A 15,163-nucleotide genomic window follows, 5' to 3' on the forward strand; every position below is an offset into this window, starting at 1 on the left:
GCGGGATTTTTCCGCGGGCGTTTCGTGGTAATATCGCCTAGCCGGGTTTCGCCCGGCTTTTTTGTGCGGGCTGTATCCGTGCCATCACGCTCGGCCACGACGAGTCAGGCGAGTCTGGGATGCGCCGCGTGGCCACGCCTCATGGCGCTTCGGCCGCGACTATCACGGGGTGGGCAAGGGAGCGCGCAAGCTCGCCTTGGCACCCGATCACCACCGAACCACCGCTTGGCAGGACAAGCTCATGACGATCGCTGACCGCTGGTTGCTTCCCGACGGCATGGATGAAATATTGCCGCCGCAGGCAACCCGGATGGAGGAGTTGCGTCGGACGCTGCTCGACCTGTACGACCGCTGGGGCTACGACCTCGTCATGCCACCGCCGGTCGAGTTTCTCGACTCGCTGTTGACGGGCACCGGCACCGACCTGGATCTGCAGACGTTCAAGCTGACCGATCAGTTGACCGGCAGGATGATGGGGGCCAGCGCCGATGTCACGCCGCAGGTGGCGCGCATGGACGCCCATTCGCTGAAGCGCCAGGGGCCGGTCCGGCTCTGCTACTGCACGACCGTATTGCGCGCTCAGGCGGACAAGCACCAGGGTGGCCGGAGTCCGATGCAGGTCGGCGTCGAGCTGTTCGGGCACGCCGGCCTGGACGCCGATGTGGAAGTGCTGAGGCTGGCGCTCTCCAGCCTCGCGGCGGCGGGCGCGCGGGAGACGCACCTGGCGCTGAGCCACATCGCGATCTATCGCGAGCTGGTGCGCGGCATCGGCTGGAGCGAAGACGTCGAGCGGGCGCTCTTCGATGCCATCGAGCGCAAGGCGTACGTCGTCATCGACGAACTGGTGGCCGCGAACGTCGCCGATCCCAAGCTGGCGCGCATGCTCAGCGAACTGCCGAGACTGCATGGCGGCGCGGAGATTCTCGAGCACGCCAGGTTGGCCCTGGCCGATGCGCCGGAAGCCGTGCGTGAAGCGCTCGACCAGTTGGTGCGGTTGCATCGCGGTGTGGTGGCCGAGCACCCTGAGGTATCTTTCTACTTCGATCTGGCCGAGCTTCGTGGCTATCAGTATCACACCGGGATGGTGTTTGCCGCCTACGTGCCGGGATACGGTCAGGCGCTGAGCAAGGGTGGGCGTTACGACGATACCGGGAAGGCGTTCGGTCGAGCCCGTCCCGCTACCGGTTTTTCCATGGATCTCAAACAGTTGGCGACCCTGGCCGAGCGCGAGCCGCCAACCAATGGCATCTGGGCGCCGAACCTCGAGGATGCGGCGCTGAATGACGCCATCAATCGCCTGAGGGCACAGGGAGAGCGCGTGATCCAGGCACTGCCCGACCAGCGGACCGGTCCGGGTGCACACCGATGCAATCGCCATTTGGTGCTCCAGGACGGAGAGTGGCGTACCGAGCCGCTGGCTTGACCGATGACGGCGAGACGCCGACCGGGTGACAGCGAATGGATCGCGACGAACGACGGGATCGCGACGGGTTGATCAAGAGACGAGAGCAATGGGCAAGAACGTAGTCGTATTGGGTACTCAGTGGGGCGATGAGGGCAAGGGCAAGGTCGTCGACCTGCTGACCGAGTCTGCCAGTGCCGTGGTGCGGTTCCAGGGCGGACACAACGCCGGCCACACGCTGGTGATCGATGGTGAGAAAACGGTACTGCACCTGATCCCCTCCGGCGTGTTGCGCGACGACAAGATCTGCGTAATCGGCAACGGTGTGGTGCTGTCGCCGGAAGCGCTGATCGAGGAGATCAAGGAGCTGGAGGCCAAGGACGTGCCGGTGCGCGAGCGCCTGCGGCTCTCGCCTGCCTGCCCGTTGATCCTGCCGTACCACGTCCGCCTCGACCAGGCGCGCGAAAAGGCCCGCGGCATCGCCAAGATCGGCACCACCGGTCGCGGCATCGGCCCGGCCTACGAGGACAAGGTCGCGCGACGTGGCCTTCGCCTCGGCGACATGCTGCATCGTGAGCGTTTCGCCTCCAAGCTGGGCGAGGTGCTCGACTACCACAACTTCGTGCTCACCCGGTATCACGGCGAGCCCGCGGTCGACTTCCAGGAAGTGCTGGATCAGGCAATGGCCTTTGCCGAAGAGCTGCGCCCGATGGTCTGCGACACGGTTTCGCTGGTGCACGACATCCGCAAGTCCGGCGAGAACATCCTGTTCGAGGGCGCCCAGGGCTCGCTGCTGGACATCGACCACGGTACCTACCCGTACGTCACCAGTTCCAACACCACCGCCGGCGGTACCGCGACCGGCTCCGGTGTGGGGCCGCTCTATCTCGACTACGTGCTGGGTATCACCAAGGCCTATACGACCCGGGTGGGGTCCGGCCCGTTTCCCACCGAGCTGTTCGACGAGTTCGGCCGGCATCTGGCGGAGAAGGGCCACGAATTCGGCGCCACCACCGGGCGCGCGCGACGCTGCGGCTGGTTCGACGCCGTGGCGCTGCGCCACGCGGTGCAGATCAACTCGGTATCGGGTATCTGCCTGACCAAGCTCGACGTCCTCGATGGTCTCGAGAACATTCGGGTCTGTGTCGGCTATCGCAGCAAGGATGGCGAGACCATCGACAATCCCGTCGACTCCGAGGGATACGAGGTGATCGAGCCGCTCTATCACGATCTGCCGGGCTGGAACGAGTCGACCATCGGCGCGCGCAGCGTTGACGACCTGCCGGCGAATGCGCGGGCGTACATCGCCTTCCTCGAGAAGGAAGTGGGGACACCGATCGATATCATCTCCACCGGCCCCGACCGCAACGAGACGATCGTGCTGCGCAATCCATTCGACTGATTGCCCGCGCTGCGTGCTGCACCCAACGACGAGACCCGCTGCCTGGCAGCGGGTCTCGTCGTTGGGTGGGGTGGGTCGGGGTGGCGTCGATGCCGGACCGGCACATTGCGCGCCCTAGGATGACTTGCCTGCAGCGTCGGCGATAGCTGGATCCTCGAGCAGATCCTGCAGCGTTCTGATGGCGGTTTCGCTGTCGCTCTCCATCACCCCGTCGAGCCAGATCATCGCCTGCTGCTGGTTGACGAACTCCACGCCTCGCGCCTGGAGGTAGGCCTGAGCCAGCGACACGCGCGCGGACCGATGCCCCTGGCGTGCGGCCTCGACCAGCAGTTCGGCGCCCTTGTGTGGATCTCGCGGCAGTACGTCGCCACTGAGATAGGCTCGACCGAGAGCCGCTTCGGCGCCGGCGTGGCCGCTGCCGGCGGCGGCGGCCAGCAGGCGTTCGCCGCGCTCCACGTCCTGGGCAATGCCGCCTTGCCCCTCCAGATAGGCCGTGCCGAGTGAAGCCTGGGCGGAGACGTTGCCGTTGTCGACTGCGCGGGAAAGCCACTCGACGGCCTGCGTCGGGTCCTGAGCGACGCCGTTGCCCTCGAGATAGGCTTGCCCTAGCAGACGCTGGGCGTTGTCGTCGCCGCGCTGCGCCGCCCGCTCCAGATAGCCCACGCCTCTGGCGGGGTCGGCGGCGACACCGGTGCCGTTGAGGTAGGCTTCGCCCAGCGTTACACCGGCGGAGCCGTGGCCGGCATTGGCGGCCCGGGTCAGCAGCCTGACGCCGCGCTGCGGATCGGCCGCTACGCCGTCGCCGCGCAGCAGCACCTCGCCGAGATCCGCCTCGGCCCCCACGTGGCCGGCGGCGGCCGCGCGTTCGAAGTAGCCGGCGGCGCGGGCCTTGTCGACGCCGACGCCCAGTCCGTCGGCATACAGACGACCGAGCGAGGCGGTGGCACCGGGATGGCCCTCTTCGGCAGCGCGTGACAGCCATTTCCTGGCGCTGGCGTAATCGACTCGCACCCCCCGTCCACCGAGATAGGCCCGGCCCAGGTCCGCCATGGCCGGCACTTGCCCCATCCGCGCCGCACGGATCAGGTCGTCGATATTGCCCTGCTCACCGCTGGCACGATAGGTGCGCGCCAGTGCCTGCTGGGCGGAAGGGTGGCCGGCGCGAGCGGCGCGCTGAAGCCAGCGTTCCGCGTGATCGAGGTCGGGCGGAACGCCGACCCCGTCGCGGTAGGCCCTGCCGAGTACGACCATCGCGTAGGCATCGCCCTGGTTGGCGGCCTGCTCGAGCAGTTTGACACCTTGACGGGCGTCGCCGGACAGCTTGCCCTCGAGCATGCCCTGGCCGAGCCGGGTCTTGGCGGTGGTGTCGTCGGGGTCCTGCTCGATGGCCCGGCCCAGCCACTGCCGGGCCTTGGCCGGATTGCGCTGGAGTCCTTTTCCGTCCAGGTAGGCGATCCCCAGGGTGCGTGCGGCACCGCTCTGGTTCTGGTCGGCCGCCTCGGTCAGTAGCGAGACACCGCGTACGGGATCGGCCGGCGTGCCCTCGCCCTTGAGATAGGCCTCGCCGAGGCGCGCCGTGGCGTAGGGGTGGCCCAGTTCGTGGGCGCGTTCGAGATAGTCGATGCCCTGTGCCGGTTGGGCCTGGACCTTGTCGCCGTCGAGATAGGCGCTGCCCAGCAGCGCCAGCGCATAGGCGTCGTCCTGCTGCGCCGCCCGTGTCAGCAAGCGAATGCCGTGTTGGGGATCCGTCGCCAGCACATCGCCCGTCAGGTAGGCCTGGCCCAGGGTGCGGGCGGCATCGCGCTGGCCGCGGCCGACGGCCTCCGAAAGCCACTTTTCGGCCAGCTCCGGGTCGGGCTCGACCCGACCCTCGCCGAGGTAGGCTTGCCCCAGCCAGTAGGCGGCATCCCCATTGCCGGACTCCGCGGCACGTCGGAGCATCTCCATCCCGCTGGCGGGATCCCGCTGCGTCACCAGCAGGTGGCCGGCGGCCGCCAGCGCCTGGGGATCGCCGCTGTCGGCGGCCCGGCGCAGCCACTGCCGCTGGCGTGTCGGTTGGGGAAGCAGGCCGTCCTCGGCGTAGAGACGCGACAGCGCCAGCATCGCGCCGACATCGCCGCTCTCGGCACGGGGCGTCATCGCCTGGGCGTAGCGTTCGGCGTAGGCGCGGGCCTGGCCCGGATCGTTGCCGAAAGCGCCGCCGGGGGCGTAGTTCTCGGCCAGCGTCTGGAGGGCGCGGGGCTCGTTCTGCGCCGCGGCCTTCTCCAACTGCCCGCGGGCCCCGTCGATGTCCTTCGGCACCCCCTCGCCGGAGAGCTGCATCTCGGCGAGTTCGATGCGCGCGCCGGGGTTGCCGTCGTGATCCACGGCCTGCTGAAACAGGTTCCACGCCAGCGCCGGGTCGCGCTTGACGCCGTCGCCGGTGCGGTAGAGTCGACCCAGCTTCAACGAGGCATTGTCGAGGCCGCTGAACGCATAGGGAACCGCCCGGCGATAGTATTGGGCGGCGAGGGCGGGATCGCGAGGAACGCCCTCGCCGTCGTCATAGATTCTGGCCAGTTCGTAGCTGGCCTCGGGATGCGTCCGCGCCATTGGCTCGAGCAGTTCGATGGCCTCGAGGCTCTGCCCCCTGGTTTCGAGGCTGCGGATGTACTCCACCCGATTCCAGTCGGTGGAGGGCATCGACTCGATGTAGTGGTGCGCGAACAGCTCACGGTCCTGGGCTGCGATCGGTTGGGTCTGGGCGGGTTGCTGGCTCGCGCAGGCGGTCAGCAGCACCACCGATGCCAGGCCCAGCATGAAGCGGCTGCCGGAGCGGCGCCGCGTCTTGGAAAGGAAAGGCATGGCGTCGGGCGTCGGTATCGTCATCTGCTTGTCTCCTTCTGGTCCGGCCTTCGTCCCTGAAGCGGGCCAGGAATGGTCATGGGTCGAGTCCGCAGCTCGAATGTGGATGTCGGGGAGCGACGGCGGCGTCAGGTGTCGGGCTCGAAGGCGGCGAGTTCCGTTCTCTCGGGTTCCGGCAGTGCGCGGGGCTGTGCCTGCGGGTCCATGAAATAGAAGGTGACGTAGCCGCCGGCGCTGCGGTTGTCGACGGGCCGCTTCTGGCTGACGTAGTGGGCGACTCGGTCGTCATCGCGATGACTGAGATAGATCTCCATCCAGGCGAGATACTGCTCGTCGTCGAGGAAGCCGTAGTACTGGGCGTGGGTCGCCAGATTCCCCAGCGCCGCCGGATCGTCGAACGTGTCCAGGGCAAACTGGACCGCGTCGTCGAGGGTGTGGCCGCGGTACTCGAAGTCGAACAGGTCGTAGCCCTGGCGATAGGCCACCTGCATGATGTTGACCAGATAGAGCAGGGCGTAATTCTGGTAGTGGCTGGCGCGGCGGCCGCGAGCCATCTCGTGGGGCAGGGCGCCACGGGGCGTCAGGTCGTGGAGCGCCGAGTAGATCGCGCTGATGCCGAACTGGAACAGCTCATCGTCGTTTGTCAGCACGCCGATCATGCTGGCGTAGAGCGCCCGGCGGTAGAAGTGGTTGTTGCAGCAGCTCGGCTCCCCGCCTTGGATGGCGGAGTGCTTGTGGGCCAGCGCGTTGAGCCAGTGATTGATGCGCTCGATCGCCTCCGGGTGCTTGTCCGCGACGACCGGACGCACGATCGAATAGGCCATCGCCGCGGCGAACATCATCGACTCCGTCGAGTACCAGCCCTGGGGCTCGAGACGGTCATAGTAGAAACGGCTCAAGGCGTCGTGAGTCGCCCACTTGTCCAGAAACCGGACCAGGCAGTCGGCGTAGTAGTAGTCGCCGGAGGCCACGTAGGCCCCGGCCAGGTTGGAGACGGTGTCCTCGAAGTCGAACAGCGGCTCGGAGGCCAGCTCCCAGGCCTTGGGCTGGGGGTAATAGCCGGGAATCCGGATCACGCTGTCCAGCGTCGGTTTGGAGAGCTCCTGACGACAGCTGGGACCGTGCATCAATTGATCCCGGTTGTACTGCAGCAGGTCGTTATCGGTGCGCTTCAGCAGCGCCATTCGTGCCTGAACGTCGAAATAGGAGGCCTCCGGATCGGTGACCATGTATTCCGACAGATCCAGCTTCTGACGCTCGGCGTAACTCATCGTCCGACTCGCCTGGCTGGTCTGGCTCGGCTGGGAGGGTTTGTCGTGGGTCGCCTCGGCTGCCTGCGTCGACGGCGGCGGACCGATCGCCGCCAGACCCAGCAGCAGGACGAAGCCTTGGCGCAGACCGAAGCGGCCCGCGGTTGAGATCCGGTTCATGGAAGTCGACTCCCTGTCGAAGGATCGATCACGCCTTGGGGGTCATCAGCGTGAAGTCGGCGAAATCGACGGTCTGGTTCCTTGGCGTGCGCCAATCGCTGCCATGGCCGCCGAAGAAGGTCGAGAACATCAGCCCATCGATGTGCACGTCATCCGTCGTGCGATAGACGATGCCTTGCTGCTCGAGTGTCGGTTGGCCATCGATCCAGACACGTGCAACACCGTTCCGGCGATCGGGGTCGTTCAGCACGATCTCCTGCTCCACGGTGACCCACTGGCCTGGTGTGAAGTGCCACAGGCCGCGGCCCACCGATTCGCCGTAGTCGGCGTCCTTGTTGACGATGTATTCGTAGAGCTCGCCCTGGCCCTGCTTGCGCCACATGAAGCGCATCGAGAAGCCGTTCTTGCCGGTGACCTCGTCGCCGCCGGTGGGGCCGTCGCCCCCGTAGAGTCCCGGCAGCTTGCCGCCCTTGACGAAAGCGAAGCCGGGTGGGAAGCGAACCCGATAGCGCAGACAGGCCCGATCGGCCTGGCGCAGCGCAGGGACGGGCATCACGAAACCGGCACCGCCCTCTTCGGCATCGCTGGGGGAGGAGGTGCCGGCGGGGTAGTGGACCCGCAGGGCGGGTGAATCCAGCCCGCTGTCGGCGCGATCCAGGACCTGCAGGTTCTGCTCGCCCCAGCGACGCTGGCCACCCAGGCCGTCTGCGACCCACGTTTTCGGGTCGGCCTTGGCCCCTGCATCCAGGGCCAGGGTCTGCACCGGTGCGTAACGCGATGAACAGGCACCGACCTGCGGTTTGGCGAGCGCATCGTCGCTGGCCGCCAGGGCGGGCAGCGAGGTCAGCGCCAGCGCGCCGGCGGTCACAATGGCCGCGCTCAACGGGCTCGTCAGGCGGCGTTGGAGGTCTTCGAGTCGGGACAGGATCATGTTCGTCTCCTTGGGCGATGGGTGCCTTGCGATGGGTATCGCGTCGGATCGGTGGCGGTGGCATGAAAGATGTGCCATGCGATCAGTTCATCGCGCTCTTCAGGCCCTGGGTCATGCCGTCGGCGGCGCGTCCCCAGAGCGACTGCACGCCCTGGAACATCGCCCGGCCGGCCTGATAGCTCCACTCGGCGGCGGTATCGAGCATCGGTGCCTCGGTGAAGCGCACGTCGACCGGCGTGCCGACCGCACTGGCCGGTAGCGGCGCCTCCGGCACCAGCAGCACGCTGGCCACGTTCTGCTGCTGCCGGACCCAGTCCGGAAAGCCGGCGCGAGGTTGGCGCTCGACGTCCAGCGCCACGCTGCGCACGCGAGCGGGAATGGGCTCCGACGCGTTGGGCAGGGCGATGTAGGCCTGCTGGTGATTCTCGATATCGCCGATGTCGTCCATGTGCACCAGCGCCTCGACCATGACGTCGTTGTCGTGGGTGCTGACCAGGGTCATGACCCGATCGCCCTCGTTGACGTAGGTGCCACCGGCGGCGCTCAGCGCCCAGGCGACCTCACAGTCACACGGGCTGTAGATGGTGTTGGCCGCGACCCGCGCCTTGTAGGCGTCGATGCGCGAGCTTTCGTAGTCGCGTGCGGTCTCGAACTGTTCGACACGGGTCCTGGCGATTGCCGGTGACAGGATTTCGTAGCCCAGCTCGCCGCCCGACGGATTGGACGAGGTGGCGACGCTGACCTTGCTGTTGCCGGCGCTGTCGAGACTCTGCTGCAGGTTTTCGATCAGTCGCTCGTTGTAGTCGAACGAGGCCTGGGAGAGCAGCAGATCGTTCTGCAGCTCCGCGTTGTTGACGTCGATCAGGGGCTGGTCGCGTTCGACCCTGTCGCCGGCCTTGAGATCGAGATCCTTCAACTGGCCGGCACCGGGCGCCAGAATGTCCGTGCGCGGCGCGGTCACCGCAGCGAAACTGGGCTCGATCAGAAAGACGTTGCGATAGACCGTGGCGGCGACGGCAGCCGTCAGGACGCCCGCCGCGACCAGCAGTGCCAGATAGCGGAACATGGGGACGCGGCGCTTCGGCTTGGTAGCCGGCGTCGCCACGTTGCCCTGTCGTTTGCGGGGCGTCTGGGAATCCTGCGGATCGACCAGGCCGTCGAGGCTGACGTGGCGCCCGCTCATCTGGGCGCGAATCACCCGGCGCAGGATGTCGCGCTGGCGGGGCTCCATCCGCGTGAACTCGAAGGCGATGCACTGTCGGCGACCCTCGCCCATCTCGCGCCGCGGACGCGCCATGGCGGGAAGCGCGAATTCGATGCCGCTGGCGGCCAGCATCAGCGCGACGGGAATCTCGCGGTCGCGCTCGAAATGCATCGGGGTCTCGGCGGAAAAGCCTCCCAGCGAGAGGTCATGACCCTTGACCACATGACCATCGCCCAGACGTACGTGAAAGGGCATGGCGACCCGCACGTGGCGGCGTTCGTCGCGGCGCTCGTGGCGCAACTGATCCGGATCCTGGTGGTGATCTGTCATGCATGAGTCTCCTTGTAAATCCCTGGTTTACTGGCGGTTCTGGGCCAGCACCTTGTCTTCTCCGCGGCGTTCGCCCAGCGACAGCGACAGCTCCGTCAAACGGATATCGTGTCCGCCGATCCGGAGCCGGCAGGGGCGCCGTTCGTTGCACTGCAACCGTCCGGCGCTGGCGAGCGTGGTATCGCCTGAAGTGATCTGATCGGACAGGTCTGGGTCGATCTGCAGGACGCTCGGGTGGTCGGGATCGCCATGACCGTGGATGTCGGTGCCTCGGACCCTGTCCAGTGAAGCGACGGCGGCGTTGAAACCGTTATCGATTTGAAAGTGCCCCGGTGGCAGCTGCACGCCGCCATCCTGCGGCACATCGGCGAGCGCCAGTGCCAGCCAGCGGTTGTCGTCGGCGTCGGTCGACGCCGGCCTGGCGCCAACCATCGCCGCGACCGAGAGACGATCTGCCGGTGCCATGACACCGCCGAAGACGGCCAGTGCGAATACCAGCGCGCCGAAGTAGAGGGTGTGGATGAGATGGCCGCCGAGGCGCTGACGGCGCGCGGCGCGTGGATCGTCGGGCTCGCCCGCCGAAATGCCCTGGCGCGACCAACGCTGTCGATTGAAGCGGAAGCTGACGTAGGTCTTGAGAACCGCCCCGCTGAGCTGGTTGTAGTAGAGCATCGGCACCCATAGCGCGCTCCAGCGGCCCCGCTGCCAGGCCAGCACCAGGCTGGTCAGGCCGCGGGTCATCACGATCCACAGCAGGTAGGCGAAGATGAATGAGGGGCGCACGAACAGCGTCAGCAGGATGGCGATGGTCGGGCCGATCAGCGTGGTCCACATCGATAGCCGCTGATCGACCAGGCTCCACCAGGTGAACCACCCCATCCGACTCGGCCCCAGGGCGATGGCCCGGCCGTTGGTGCGCAGCATGTTGCCGAACCAGCGACGCATCAGGTCCTGCGTCGATTTGAAGAAGCGCCGGCGATCCGGCAGCTCCTCGAAACCGGTGACATGGACGTCGGGCAGGTAGAGCATCTTCCAGCGATGCTTGAGCAGCCAGAACCAGGTCGACTTGTCGTCGCCGGAGAGAAACTTGAAGTTGCCGAAGCGCCAGTGCTCGACGTGATCGTTCTCGACCAGTTCGATGAACTCCGGCTCGGTGGCGAGGTCGGCACGAAACGCGCTGTAGCGGCCGGTCAGCACCAGCAGTCGTTCGGAGACCGCGGTCGAGCTCATCACCAGATGACGCTGGGCGTAGCGCAGGTCGTACCACTCCTTGGTCATGTCGTTGCCGATGACGACGGCGCTGTTGTTGGTGGTGATCGCCCCCAGGTCTTCCCGGGCCAGGAAGAACGACAGCGAGCGTTCCAGCGTCCCCGGTTCGATGCGGATGTCGCCGTCCATGCTGACCAGCAACGAGCGGGGCGTCGGCATGCAGCGCGAGATGGCTCGCAAGACTTCGGCCATGGCCGAGCGTTTGCCGTCGCCTTTCTGGAACATGTAGCGAACGCTGACATTGGCGGGCCAGCCATGCTCGTCCATGACCTGGTCGATGATGTCGACGTCGCTGCGGTCGGCGATGGCGGCGAACAGCGTGGTCGGTACACCGTAGTCGGCCGCATCCCGGATCAGCGCGTCATAGACGGCGAAAGTCACTTCGGTATCGATCCGAAACGATGTGCACAGGATATAGAGGGCGTCTGGCGTTTCGTTGGCACCGACGGCATCGGCCTCCGCCCGTAGCCGTGGAAACATGCGGCGGTTGTACCAGACCGACCGGATCGCCTGGACGAACCACCACGAGTAGCGCCAGGCGCCGATCAACCCCACGGCGAAGAGGAAGCTCTTCGACCCGGGATGGAAGACCTCGTCCGGCAGATGCGTTACCAGCAGCAGGACCAGCGTGGCGAGCAGCAGCATGACCGTGGCTTCGGTCGCCACCGATGCCTTGCTGGGTCTGGCTCGGGTGTAGTGGATGTGGCTCATCGGGTTGTCCCTGGAGTCGTTCCTGGGTTGCGTTCCTCGACCCGAGTCCTTGCGTCAGGCGCGCAGACACGAAGTCCCCCTGATCGATGCCGTGGCACCGATCGGGAACGTCATGAGGGTCGAGGGGTCGGCGACGTCAGTCGCCGACGGGGCGGTTATCAGAGTGTGTAGGCGACGCTCGGGCTCGTTCGCTCGGCCGGTGATGCCGCTGCGGTAGCGACGGCGACAGGCTGGGCGATGCGCAGCGAGTCGGCACGACCCACCGCGAAATAGAGCAGGCCGGCGGCGCGCACGCTCTTGGGATCGAACAGGTTGCGTCCGTCGATGATCACCGGGGTGGTGAGCCGCTCCCGCAGGCGGCGGAAGTCGACCGTGCGGAAGGCCTTCCATTCGGTGCAGATCACCAGGGCGTCGGCGCCCTCCAGGGTATCGTCCCGGCGCTTGGTCAGTTCCAGGTCGTCGCGTTGGCCGTAGATACGTCGGCACTCATCCATGGCCTCGGGATCGTGGGCGCGAACCTTGCCGCCGGCGGCCCAGACCGCCTCCATCAGTGTGCGACTCGGGGCTTCGCGCATGTCGTCGGTGTTGGGCTTGAAGGCAAGCCCCCATATGGCGATGGTCTTGCCCCGCAGTTCCCCATCGAGCGCCTGGGAAAGCTTGGCGAACAGGTGGGTCTTCTGGCGGTTGTTCACCGACTCGACCGCGTCGAGCAGTTCGGCCTCGTAGCCGACATCGCTGGCGGTGCGCGCCAATGCCTGCACGTCCTTCGGGAAACACGAGCCGCCATAGCCGCAACCCGGGTAAATGAAGCTGTAGCCGATGCGCGGATCGCTGCCGATGCCCCGGCGCACGTTCTCGATGTCCGCACCGAGCCGTTCCGCCAGATTCGAGATCTCGTTCATGAAGCTGATCTTTGTCGCCAGCATGGCGTTGGCAGCGTACTTGGTCAGCTCGGCGCTGCGGATGTCCATGAACATCAGCTTTTCCTGACGCCGGTTGTAGGGCGCGTAGCACTCGCGCATCAGCGGCTCCACGCGGGGTGAGTCGCAGCCGACCACGATGCGTGCACCCTGGGAGAAATCCTCCACGGCCGAGCCCTCCTTGAGAAACTCCGGGTTCGAGCAGACGTCGAAGGGAATATCCACGTCGCGCTGCCGCAGTCGCTGGGCAATGGTCCCCGACACGCGGTCCGCCGTACCGACCGGTACCGTGGACTTGTCGATCACCAGCTTGTACGCCTGCATGTGGGTGGCAATGGTGTCGGCCACGTTGAGTACGTATCTGAGATCGGCGCTACCGTCCTCGTCCGGCGGCGTGCCGACGGCGATGAACTGCAGCGTCCCGAAATTGACCGCCTCGACCGGGTCGGTGGTGAACAGCAGCCGTTGGTCCGCCACGTTCTGCTTGATCAACGCCTCCAGGCCCGGTTCGTAGATCGGTACGACGCCGTTCTTCAGGCCGTTGATCTTGGCCTGATCCACGTCCATGCACATGACTTCATGCCCGGCATCGGCGAGGCAGGTGCCTGTGACCAGGCCGACATAGCCCGTTCCAAAGATGGTGATCCGCATGATCGCTCTCCTTGCTGATATTCGTATCGTGACCAGATTTCGTGATCTGGCCGTCGGCATTCACTGCGCCACCGAGGTGGGGTTGCCGATTCTTGATATCGCTACGTGGCCCCCGCGCTCCCTTGCCAGGTGTCCGGAAGATGAGTGGGACCGTTTGGCCTTGTGTTCCGTGACATCCGTACTGTCCCATCGGCGATGGGTGTTACAGCCGATGACAAACAGCGTTTCCGAAAGGGTGGGACAACGGTAGGTTCGAAGTGGCGAGGAGGCAATTCAGGAAAATCTCATGTAAAAGGACGTGCGATTTTCGTGTCACTCCATTGCACAGGGCGTGTCTTTACGCAGACACCACTTGTTGCCGAATGCCAACGGCGGACGCTCGCCGAAAAACGCCCTGAGTATCGAAAAGGCTTCATAATGTGTCTTTAGGAAAACAAGGTTTCCTGGCGTTGCGTTTTGTATTTTTATGTCATTGCGAGATTCGGCGACGTCCTCGAGCGGATCTGAATGACGGTTGTCCGGAAAGAAGAGGGCGAACCGCTCGGAGAATGGCGAGCCATGCGTCGGTAAGGGTTCACAGCGTATATAAAGAGGACTAAAATGGTCCTATATGGAGACTGTCAGGGTCGAGAGGGCATCGAGGCGTGCTGAAGCTATCGAAATTGACGGACTATGCGGCAGTGATCATGGCGCAGATCGCGCGTGACCCCGATCAGGCGCACACCGCGTCGGAACTGGCGGCGCGTGTGAAACTGCCCCATCCCACGGTGGGGAAGACCCTCAAGATGCTGTCCAAGGGCGGATTGCTCGAGTCCCGCCGAGGCTCCCACGGCGGCTACGTGTTGTCCCGCTCACCGTCTGACATCACGGCCAGCGACATCATCGCCGCGATCGAGGGGCCGATCGGCATGACCGAATGCAGCCATGCCGACGGCGACTGCGAGTTGCTCGACACCTGTGGCGTCGCCGGCAACTGGCAGCGGGTGTCGCAGGCCATACGCACCCTGCTCGACGGTGTCACCTTGGCGCACCTCGCGCAGTCCAGTCCGCTCAAGCTGCCGGTGCAGCTACCCATTCAAAGCGTGACGCTTCCCTCGGCAGGCGAGGCGTTGCGCGAACATTAAGAAGGCGCGGCAATGGCAGGACCAGCGGTGGTGACGGTTCGTTGCTTCCTGGTCCCGCCCGGGATCGTGCCTTCGTCATAAGGCTCTCGGTGGAGAGGAGAGAAGACCATGGCTAGCGAAGAGATGGAGCAGTTGGTCCGTCGCGAATACAAGCAGGGATTCGTGACCGACATCGAAAGCGATACCGTGCCGCCCGGCCTGGATGAAAGCACGATCGCCTTCATATCCCAGAAAAAGGGCGAGCCGCAGTGGATGCTGGAGTGGCGCCTCGAGGCTTACCATCAGTGGCTCAAGATGACGCCTCCCTCCTGGGCACACCTGGAGTACCCGCCGATCGACTATCAGGCGATCTCCTACTTCAGCGCGCCCAAGAAGCCGGAAGATCGCCCGCAGAGCCTGGACGAGGTGGATCCCAAGCTGCTGGAGACCTACGAAAAGCTGGGGATCCCGCTGCATGAACGGGCGGCGCTGGCGGGGGTCGCGGTCGATGCGGTGTTCGACTCCGTGTCCGTGACCACGACGTTCAAGGAAAAGCTCCACGAAGCGGGCGTGATCTTCTGCTCCATTTCCGAGGCGATCCGCGAGTATCCGGAACTGGTCCGTCAATACCTGGGCACCGTGGTGCCGCAGGCGGACAACTACTTCGCGGCATTGAACTCCGCGGTGTTCACCGACGGCTCCTTCGTCTACGTGCCGGAAGGCGTGAAGTGCCCGATGGAGCTCTCCACCTATTTCCGGATCAATGCCGCCAATACGGGGCAGTTCGAACGGACGTTGATCATCTGCGACAAGCAGGCCCAGGTCTCCTACCTCGAGGGCTGCACCGCGCCGATGCGCGACGAGAACCAGTTGCACGCGGCGGTGGTCGAGCTGGTGGCGCTGGAAGACGCCTACATCAAGTACTCCACCGTTCAGAACTGGTATCCGGGGGACGAGGACGGCAAG

The 15,163-nt window shown here is 65.6% G+C and carries 10 protein-coding genes; 4 read left to right on the forward strand and 6 right to left on the reverse strand.

The window, feature by feature from the left end; all coding sequences use genetic code 11:
* Nucleotides 1–241 precede the first annotated feature (241 nt).
* Both AC3AYF_RS09555 and AC3AYF_RS09560 read left to right on the forward strand, forming a co-directional pair.
* Nucleotides 242–1,423 carry an ATP phosphoribosyltransferase regulatory subunit gene (locus AC3AYF_RS09555; protein WP_295038817.1) on the forward strand — a complete coding sequence of 394 codons (1,182 nt, stop codon included), beginning with the start codon at nucleotides 242–244 and terminating at the stop codon, nucleotides 1,421–1,423.
* 88 nt (nucleotides 1,424–1,511) lie between these two features.
* Nucleotides 1,512–2,804 (forward strand): adenylosuccinate synthase, encoded by a 1,293-nt coding sequence (locus AC3AYF_RS09560; protein ID WP_295038819.1) that lies wholly within the window; start codon nucleotides 1,512–1,514, stop codon nucleotides 2,802–2,804.
* A 114-nt stretch (nucleotides 2,805–2,918) separates the two neighbouring features.
* On the opposite strand, the gene AC3AYF_RS09565 is transcribed toward AC3AYF_RS09560, so the two are convergent.
* The 6 genes from AC3AYF_RS09565 to AC3AYF_RS09590 form a co-directional block, all read right to left on the reverse strand.
* On the reverse strand, nucleotides 2,919–5,672 hold the full coding sequence (locus tag AC3AYF_RS09565) for a tetratricopeptide repeat protein (RefSeq protein WP_295038821.1): 2,754 nt from the start codon (nucleotides 5,670–5,672) through the stop codon (nucleotides 2,919–2,921).
* A gap of 104 nt (nucleotides 5,673–5,776) precedes the next feature.
* Complete coding sequence (locus tag AC3AYF_RS09570; protein ID WP_295038823.1) at nucleotides 5,777–7,078, reverse strand: alginate lyase family protein; 1,302 nt, start codon at nucleotides 7,076–7,078, stop codon at nucleotides 5,777–5,779.
* 28 nt (nucleotides 7,079–7,106) lie between these two features.
* The gene (locus AC3AYF_RS09575; RefSeq protein ID WP_295038824.1) at nucleotides 7,107–8,009 is read right to left on the reverse strand and encodes a polysaccharide lyase; all 903 of its coding nucleotides are present in this window, start codon (nucleotides 8,007–8,009) and stop codon (nucleotides 7,107–7,109) included.
* Between the two features lie 82 nt (nucleotides 8,010–8,091).
* A complete protein-coding gene (locus tag AC3AYF_RS09580) occupies nucleotides 8,092–9,543 on the reverse strand; it encodes a PilZ domain-containing protein (protein ID WP_295038826.1) in 1,452 nt (483 codons plus the stop codon).
* Nucleotides 9,544–9,570: 27 nt separating this feature from the next.
* Nucleotides 9,571–11,523, reverse strand: coding sequence for a glycosyltransferase (locus tag AC3AYF_RS09585; RefSeq protein WP_487779674.1), 1,953 nt, complete (start codon nucleotides 11,521–11,523; stop codon nucleotides 9,571–9,573).
* 158 nt (nucleotides 11,524–11,681) lie between these two features.
* Nucleotides 11,682–13,094, reverse strand: coding sequence for a UDP-glucose dehydrogenase family protein (locus tag AC3AYF_RS09590; RefSeq protein ID WP_295038830.1), 1,413 nt, complete (start codon nucleotides 13,092–13,094; stop codon nucleotides 11,682–11,684).
* 644 nt (nucleotides 13,095–13,738) lie between these two features.
* On the opposite strand from AC3AYF_RS09590, the gene AC3AYF_RS09595 reads away from it, so the two are divergent.
* Complete coding sequence (locus AC3AYF_RS09595) at nucleotides 13,739–14,218, forward strand: SUF system Fe-S cluster assembly regulator (RefSeq protein WP_149437615.1); 480 nt, start codon at nucleotides 13,739–13,741, stop codon at nucleotides 14,216–14,218.
* Nucleotides 14,219–14,326: 108 nt separating this feature from the next.
* Nucleotides 14,327–15,163 (forward strand): Fe-S cluster assembly protein SufB (gene sufB, locus AC3AYF_RS09600; protein WP_487779675.1); only part of this gene is annotated, 837 nt, incomplete at its 3' end.

The sequence above is a fragment of the Salinicola sp. genome (genome assembly GCF_982684285.1).

Coding starts and splice junctions, on each gene's coding strand:
- AC3AYF_RS09590 (WP_295038830.1), bottom strand. CDS start 13,094: ATGCGGATCACCATCTTTGGAACGGGCTATGTCGGCCTGGTCACAGGC.
- AC3AYF_RS09565 (WP_295038821.1), bottom strand. CDS start 5,672: ATGACGATACCGACGCCCGACGCCATGCCTTTCCTTTCCAAGACGCGG.
- AC3AYF_RS09570 (WP_295038823.1), bottom strand. CDS start 7,078: ATGAACCGGATCTCAACCGCGGGCCGCTTCGGTCTGCGCCAAGGCTTC.
- AC3AYF_RS09555 (WP_295038817.1), top strand. CDS start 242: ATGACGATCGCTGACCGCTGGTTGCTTCCCGACGGCATGGATGAAATA.
- AC3AYF_RS09560 (WP_295038819.1), top strand. CDS start 1,512: ATGGGCAAGAACGTAGTCGTATTGGGTACTCAGTGGGGCGATGAGGGC.
- AC3AYF_RS09575 (WP_295038824.1), bottom strand. CDS start 8,009: ATGATCCTGTCCCGACTCGAAGACCTCCAACGCCGCCTGACGAGCCCG.
- AC3AYF_RS09585 (WP_487779674.1), bottom strand. CDS start 11,523: ATGAGCCACATCCACTACACCCGAGCCAGACCCAGCAAGGCATCGGTG.
- AC3AYF_RS09580 (WP_295038826.1), bottom strand. CDS start 9,543: ATGACAGATCACCACCAGGATCCGGATCAGTTGCGCCACGAGCGCCGC.